Here is a 6,351-nt window from a genome sequence, read left to right as displayed (position 1 = left end):
TCTATATAATGGCCGAGACGATTTTCGGCCCGACCCTCACGCTCTCGACCGGACGCATCATCCCGACCCGCTGGGTCGGCGAGCAGCATGTGAAGGAAGACCTCGGCTTCATCCCGAGCTTCGCCGACTGGGTGAAGGCCATCCGGCCCGAACCCTGGATGGGCCGGTCCGAACGGATCGAGGCGCTGGTCGATCCGCATCTCGCCTCGCCTGTGGTCGAGGTCACCTGAAATGACCGATCCGGCATATCAGCGCCTCGGTCTGCCAGTGACGGCCTCGCCCTACACCGTCCTGCGGGCAGCGGTCCGGGCGCTGCACCCCGACACGCGCTCAGTTCGCGGTTTCCGGGCCGCGCGCAAGCGCTTCTACCGGCAAATGCTCTGCGCCCATGCCGCGCGACAGGCGGCGGGCGACACGCCAACTGACTGATCGCCCCCAACCACCCGGTCATCCCAATCCAGCGCCCGGCTTCTCGGCCGGGTCTTCCCCATTCAGGAGTTCCCTATGGCGGATTACTTCACCCACTTCTCATGCCTGCTCGATGTCGGCACCCCCGACAATGCGGCCCGCGCTGTCGCGCTGTTTCAGAAGCTCCGCGCTGCAGATCAGGACGCCGACGACCCGGAGGTCGCGGGTTTCACTCTCGCGCGTCAGGACACGCCTGAGGGCAGCACCCTCTGGATCCATGACGACGACCACGGCGATGTCGAAGACGTCATCCGCTTCGTGCTGCGCCTCGCGGAGGAACTCGATCTCACCGGCCTCTGGGGCTTCCAATATGCCCTGACCTGCTCCCGACCGCGCCTCGACCCCTTCGGCGGCGGCGCGCATGTCATCGATCTCGGCGCACGCAAATCCGTCGGCTGGACCAGCAGCCAGGATTGGCTGGCCGCTGCGCTGAGCGGGGAGGACGTCGATGCCTGAGATCATCTGCACCACCGTCTACCAGTTCCCCGAACTCTCGGATGCCGCCAAGGAAAAGGCGCGGAGCTGGTATCGCGAGCTTGGCCCCCACGACGATTGGTGGGACGCGGTCTATGACGATTTCCAGCGGGTTTGCGAAATCCTCGGCATCCGCCTGAAGACTACACCCGTCCGCCTTATGGGCGGCGGGGCGCGGACCAAGCCCTGCATCTGGTTCTCCGGGTTCTGGAGCCAGGGCGACGGCGCCTGCTTCGAGGGCTATTGGTCCCACGCCAAGGGCGCGGCCGCGCGCATCCGGGACTACGCCCCAAGCGACGCGACGCTCCATGGCATCGCCGACCGGCTGCAGGCCATCCAGCGCCGGAACTTCTACCAGCTTGCAGCCGAAGTCAGTCACCGCGGCCGCTACTACCACGAATACACCATGTCGATCGACGTCACGCGCGACAGCCCGACCTGGCAGCCGCCGACCGAAGACGCCGAAGAGACCGTGACCGAGGCGCTGCGCGATCTCGCTCGCTGGCTCTACCGTCAGCTTCAGGCTGAATACGACCACCTCACCTCGGTCGAGGCCATCGAGGAAGGGATCATCGTGAACGAGTACACCTTCACGGAAGGAGGGCGCCGCTTCGGGTGAGAGCGCAGGCAGTTCATTTGATCTTTACAATGAGACCATATGATCTATGTTTAGGGCAGTGGAGGACGCCATGTACGTTGCTGAGAAAATCCGGGAACCCGCACAGATCAACGCCGTCGCGTTGAAGGCTTACGCGCGCGTGGTCGATGCCTGGGGCCTCAACCTGAACGAAGCGGCTAGCCTTGCCGACATGACGGTGAGCACCTGGAAGCGCGCCAAGAAGCCGGACTTTGCGGGAGAACTGACCAAGGACCAATTGTTGCGGCTCAGTGCGGTGATCGGCATCTACAAGTCGCTCGAACTCTACTTCTCCGAGCCGCTCGCCCGAAGCTGGTTCACCCGACCGAATACAGGGCCGCTGTTCGGGGGTAGCCGTCCGGTTGACACCGCCATCGACGGGGGCTTGCCGCAGATCCTTGCCATGCGGACCTATCTTGATTCCTTGCGCGGTGGGGCATGAAGCAGACCGAGATTTCCGATCGCGGTCTGATTCGACTGATCCCGGCCACCTACCACAAGCCCCCTGCGCTGCGCGGGCTTGTCGATACCGATGACGAGATGGAGATCTTGGCAGAGATCGAGGGCCTGACCAGCGGCCGTCTTCTGGCGGAACGTGGTCGCAACCCGCATCTGGACCCGCGTGAGCTTGCGTGGCAGCGCCGCAGCCGCGACCTGCGCGTCTATGGCGACAGCCATGTCAACGCGGCCTTCACCTATACCCGCGCTGGCGGAAACCGCTTCAACACCGAGGAGCGCGGCGCGTGGTATTGCGCATGGGACGTGATGGTGTCCGTCAGCGAAGTGGCCTGGCACCGCACGCGCGAACTCGGCTTTACCGGGAGCTTCCATGACAGCGCCCGCTATGTGGAATTGCTGGCGGATTTCATCGGTGTCTTCGACGACATGACCGACGAGCTGGGCCATCCCGCGCTGCATCCGGATCCGGCTGTCGGATATCCCGAGGGCCAAAGCCTGGCCCAACATCTCCGCCGGGCTGGATCGCGTGGCCTGATCTATCCCTCGGTCCGGGCTCCTGCGCCGGGCGGGAATTGCCTCGTCTGCTTCGAGCCCCACGCCATCCAGAACGTCCGGCCGGGCGCATCCTGGGATCTTGTTTGGGATGGGACGCCGCACTACTCGGTTACGGCTGTCGGCTGACGCGTTACAGCGAAAGCGCCCTTGGAGGTCCGAAGAAATGAAGCCTGCAAACGACAACAGCGCGGACGTCACATGCTTGAAGCCATGCGACCATCAGGCATTCTTCGAGGTTTTGGACTCTCCGCCCTCACCGACGGAAGCGTTACGGGCAGCATTTCGCCGGACGAAAGAGAGGTCATTCCGGCAAAACACATGGCTTCCAAAGATGGTCTGAGTCCGCCGGTCTTCTGGGCTTCCCATAGACGCGCTGAGGGCAGCGACGCCTCTGCCCCAAGAGACCACTATAGTTTTCTTCGATGAGGTTGCTTTTCCAGCGTTATGGACGCTCCAATATCACCATTTTCAAAGAATTGAGGGACTAGCCCCACGTGGAGGAAGATCTGAAGACGCTGGGTCGAGAGACGACTACGACTTGCGGTGGTTGCCGAAGGTCGCAGCAGTGCACCTCCCGGCGTGCCATCGGGACCAGGCTTTGGTCCTTCGGACAGGAGTTTGACCGGGGTTGATGTCCCGAAGGGCCAATCTGCCAATCTATAGGTTGGCAACTACGCTAAGTTTGCCAAGCCACGGTATGGCAGAAGCTCCGGAAGGCCGGAGCCAGCCGGTACCGTGCTCACTTGTTCCCGTCGATCCACTTCGACATCAGCCCCTTGTCACGGAAGCATTCGTCCGGGACGGCGCGCCGTTTGATCCGAGCGAGTTTCTCCGCGAAGGCCACCTGCTTTGACGTAGGCAGCCGGTCCATTTCGGATACCGGCTTCAGCTGGGCCTGCGCCTCGATCCAGGCACTCAACGACCGGCGATCTTGCTGAACCTCCCAGGGCAGGAGGGTCTGGTTACGCAGGGCCAGAGACCGCGCATAGGCGATCTGCTTGGGTGTCGCGGGCAGGGCATGCGTGGTGATGTCCATCGGGAAACTCCCTAGCTGGCTTGGCTTTCAATATAGAACATAACAGGAACAAAATCAAGCCAAGCGTCCGCAACGCACCGGTTCGAGAGGGAGAGAGGGGCCGGGGAGGATCAGGCCTGAGGGTGCCCGAGAGAGGGTGTCCGGGCCTGTCCCTTTCCCTTTCCTTCATCCCGGAGCTTCCAGATGACCTATCTCGCGCCTGTCGCGCCTCCCGTTCCTCTTCCATCTCGCGATCCCGCGCCCGCGATCCTCGCTGTGGCCGAGGCGCTGCAGCCCGATCTGGCCCAAGGCTTCCAGATCGACGCGCTGCGCCTGCGCCTCGAGATGGAGCGCGCCTTTGGCGGCTTCGATGCCGATGGCGCCTGGGATTGGAAGCTCGCCTATGAGGCGGGCGAGGTGGCGCTCGTCCTCTTCTTGCGGAAGTTCGGCCGCGCGCTGCTCGCCCGTGCCGGCTCGCCTGCGGCGCTGCTACCGATCTTCGCCAAGGTGGCGGGCCTCTTGCCGACGCATACCCGGCGCTCGGAGGAAATGGAGCGCTTCCAGCAATTCTCGACCCCGCTGCCGATGGGGCTGGCGGCACTGGCGGCGGCACAGATCACCGCGCACGATCTGGTGCTGGAGCCATCGGCCGGGACCGGGCTTCTGGCGATCCTCGCCGAGATCGCGGGCGGAAGTCTCGCGCTGAATGAGTTGGCTGACACCCGCGCTGATCTTCTGCGCCTCCTTTTTCCAGGACGCCCGGTCACCAGTTTCGATGCCGCCCAAATCGACGATCATCTGGACGCAGGGCTGCACCCGAGCGTCATCCTGATGAACCCGCCCTTCTCGGCTGTGGCCAATGTCGATGGCCGAACGACCGAGGCGACGGCCCGGCATCTGCGCTCGGCGCTCGCGCGCCTTGCTCCCGCCGGGCGATTGGTCGCGATCACCGGCGCAAACTTCGCACCTGATGCGCCCGCGTGGTCCGAGACCTTCGGCCGCCTGACCGAGAGTGCCCATCTGGTCTTCACCGGCGCTGTGTCGGGGGCAGCCTTCGCAAAGCATGGCACCAGCTTCGAGACCCGGATCTCGGTCTTCGACAAGTGCCGTGGCGGGGAGCGGGGTGGCATTACCGCTGATCTGGCACGCTCCATCTCGCCGGATGTGGCGCAACTCCTCGCTCGGATCGTGGCCGAGGTCCCACCGCGCCTCGCGTTGGATGCGGGTGATGTCGCTCGAACCCGAGCCCCCTTCCCGGGTGCTCCTGCCCGTGCATCTGGCTACGCGGCTGGAAAACCGCGTGCAACGCCGTCGGCCAGTGTCGCGGCGAATGTCTCCGCGCCAGATGCCGAAGACCTCGCCTACACGCTGCGCGAGACGGTGGACGACCTCGGCGCCGCGCGCATTTCAGACGCGATCTACGAGACCTTCCGCCTGCAGGCCATCGACATCCCCGGCGCGGCCCCGCACCCGACCAAGCTGGTGCAGTCAGCGGCAATGGCCTCTGTCGCGCCCCCGAAACCCTCCTACCGCCCGAAACTGCCCGCCGCCGTCCTGCGCGACGGCCTGCTCTCCGACGCGCAGCTTGAGACCGTGATCTATGCCGGTGAGGCGCATGGCACCTATCTCGCCGGCTCGTGGACCGTCGATGAAACCGGCGACATGGTCTCGGCCGCCAAGGACGACGATCCCGATGCCGTCCGTTTCCGTCGCGGCTTCTTCCTTGGCGATGGCACCGGCGCGGGCAAAGGCCGCCAGTCGGCCGGGATCCTGCTCGACAACTGGGCACAGGGGCGGCGCAAGGCACTCTGGATCTCGAAAAGCGACAAGCTGCTGGAGGATGCGCAGCGCGACTGGTCGGCCCTTGGCCAGGAACGCTTGCTGGTCACGCCGCTGTCGCGCTTTGCCCAAGGCAAGGACATTCCGCTCACGGAAGGCATCTTGTTCACCACCTATGCGACACTGCGCTCCGAAGAGCGGGGGGCAAAAAAGTCTCGCGTTGACCAGATCGTCGACTGGCTGGGCTCGGATTTCGACGGGGTGATCCTCTTTGACGAAAGCCATGCCATGGCCAATGCCGCCGGCTCGAAGGGCGACCGCGGCGACACGGAAGCTTCGCAGCAGGGTAGGGCGGGCCTGCGCCTGCAGCACAAGCTGCCCAATGCCCGCGTGGTCTATGTCTCGGCCACGGGTGCGACGACGGTGCACAACCTCGCTTATGCGCAAAGGCTCGGACTTTGGGGCGGCGGGCCCTCCGCTTGCGCTCCGGGCGTTCAGGATTGGCAAAGCTCCACTGGAGCTTCGCCTGCCCCTTTGGGGCACCATCCTTCACTCCCCTTCGCGACGCGCGCCGAGTTCATTCAGGCCATTGAGGCGGGTGGCGTGGCTGCGATGGAGGTCCTCGCGCGCGATCTGCGATCCCTTGGCCTCTACACCGCCCGGTCGCTTTCCTATGACGGTGTCGAATATGAAATGCTGGAGCACGCGCTGACCCCCGAGCAGCGCGGCATCTACGATGCCTATGCCGGGGCCTTCGCCATCATCCACAACAATCTCGCTGCCGCGATGGAGGCAGCCAACATCACGGGCGACAGCGGCACGCTCAACCGCCAGGCCAAGTCCGCCGCGCGCTCGGCGTTTGAATCTGCCAAGCAGCGCTTCTTCGGCCATCTGCTGACGTCGATGAAAACCCCCACCCTGATCGCAAGCATCGAGGCCGATCTCGCCGCAGGCCATGCGGCCG

At 64.6% G+C, this 6,351-nt stretch carries 8 protein-coding genes and 1 pseudogene; 8 read left to right on the top strand and 1 reads right to left on the bottom strand.

Annotated elements, in window-relative coordinates; all coding sequences use genetic code 11:
• The 7 genes and pseudogenes from C0V75_RS22445 to C0V75_RS24265 form a co-directional block, all read left to right on the top strand.
• Nucleotides 1-230: pseudogene (locus C0V75_RS22445) on the top strand (hypothetical protein); the annotation flags it as partial.
• A gap of 1 nt (nucleotide 231) precedes the next feature.
• On the top strand, nucleotides 232-429 hold the full coding sequence (locus tag C0V75_RS22440; RefSeq protein ID WP_101923202.1) for a hypothetical protein: 198 nt from the start codon (nucleotides 232-234) through the stop codon (nucleotides 427-429).
• A 75-nt stretch (nucleotides 430-504) separates the two neighbouring features.
• Nucleotides 505-924: a hypothetical protein gene (locus C0V75_RS22435; RefSeq protein WP_101923201.1), complete on the top strand. Its 420-nt coding sequence runs from the start codon at nucleotides 505-507 to the stop codon at nucleotides 922-924.
• Nucleotides 917-1,561 carry an antitoxin of toxin-antitoxin stability system gene (locus C0V75_RS22430; RefSeq protein ID WP_101923200.1) on the top strand — a complete coding sequence of 215 codons (645 nt, stop codon included), beginning with the start codon at nucleotides 917-919 and terminating at the stop codon, nucleotides 1,559-1,561. Before C0V75_RS22435 ends, C0V75_RS22430 begins: the two co-directional genes overlap by 8 nt.
• Before the next feature lie 58 nt (nucleotides 1,562-1,619).
• On the top strand, nucleotides 1,620-2,021 hold the full coding sequence (locus C0V75_RS22425) for an antitoxin Xre-like helix-turn-helix domain-containing protein (RefSeq protein WP_101923204.1): 402 nt from the start codon (nucleotides 1,620-1,622) through the stop codon (nucleotides 2,019-2,021).
• Nucleotides 2,018-2,719, top strand: coding sequence for an RES family NAD+ phosphorylase (locus tag C0V75_RS22420; RefSeq protein WP_101923199.1), 702 nt, complete (start codon nucleotides 2,018-2,020; stop codon nucleotides 2,717-2,719). Before C0V75_RS22425 ends, C0V75_RS22420 begins: the two co-directional genes overlap by 4 nt.
• Nucleotides 2,682-2,933 (top strand): DUF1778 domain-containing protein, encoded by a 252-nt coding sequence (locus C0V75_RS24265; protein WP_143710506.1) that lies wholly within the window; start codon nucleotides 2,682-2,684, stop codon nucleotides 2,931-2,933. The genes C0V75_RS22420 and C0V75_RS24265 overlap by 38 nt, the downstream gene beginning before the upstream one ends.
• Before the next feature lie 399 nt (nucleotides 2,934-3,332).
• Here C0V75_RS24265 and C0V75_RS22415 read toward each other — a convergent pair whose 3' ends face one another.
• On the bottom strand, nucleotides 3,333-3,629 hold the full coding sequence (locus tag C0V75_RS22415) for a hypothetical protein (RefSeq protein ID WP_101923198.1): 297 nt from the start codon (nucleotides 3,627-3,629) through the stop codon (nucleotides 3,333-3,335).
• Between the two features lie 183 nt (nucleotides 3,630-3,812).
• On the opposite strand from C0V75_RS22415, the gene C0V75_RS22410 reads away from it, so the two are divergent.
• Nucleotides 3,813-6,351 (top strand): strawberry notch family protein (locus tag C0V75_RS22410; protein WP_158241933.1); only part of this gene is annotated, 2,539 nt, incomplete at its 3' end.

This window comes from Tabrizicola sp. TH137 (assembly GCF_002855575.1).
Lineage (GTDB): Bacteria > Pseudomonadota > Alphaproteobacteria > Rhodobacterales > Rhodobacteraceae > Paragemmobacter.
This window is presented reverse-complemented; position numbering and strand designations above follow the sequence as displayed.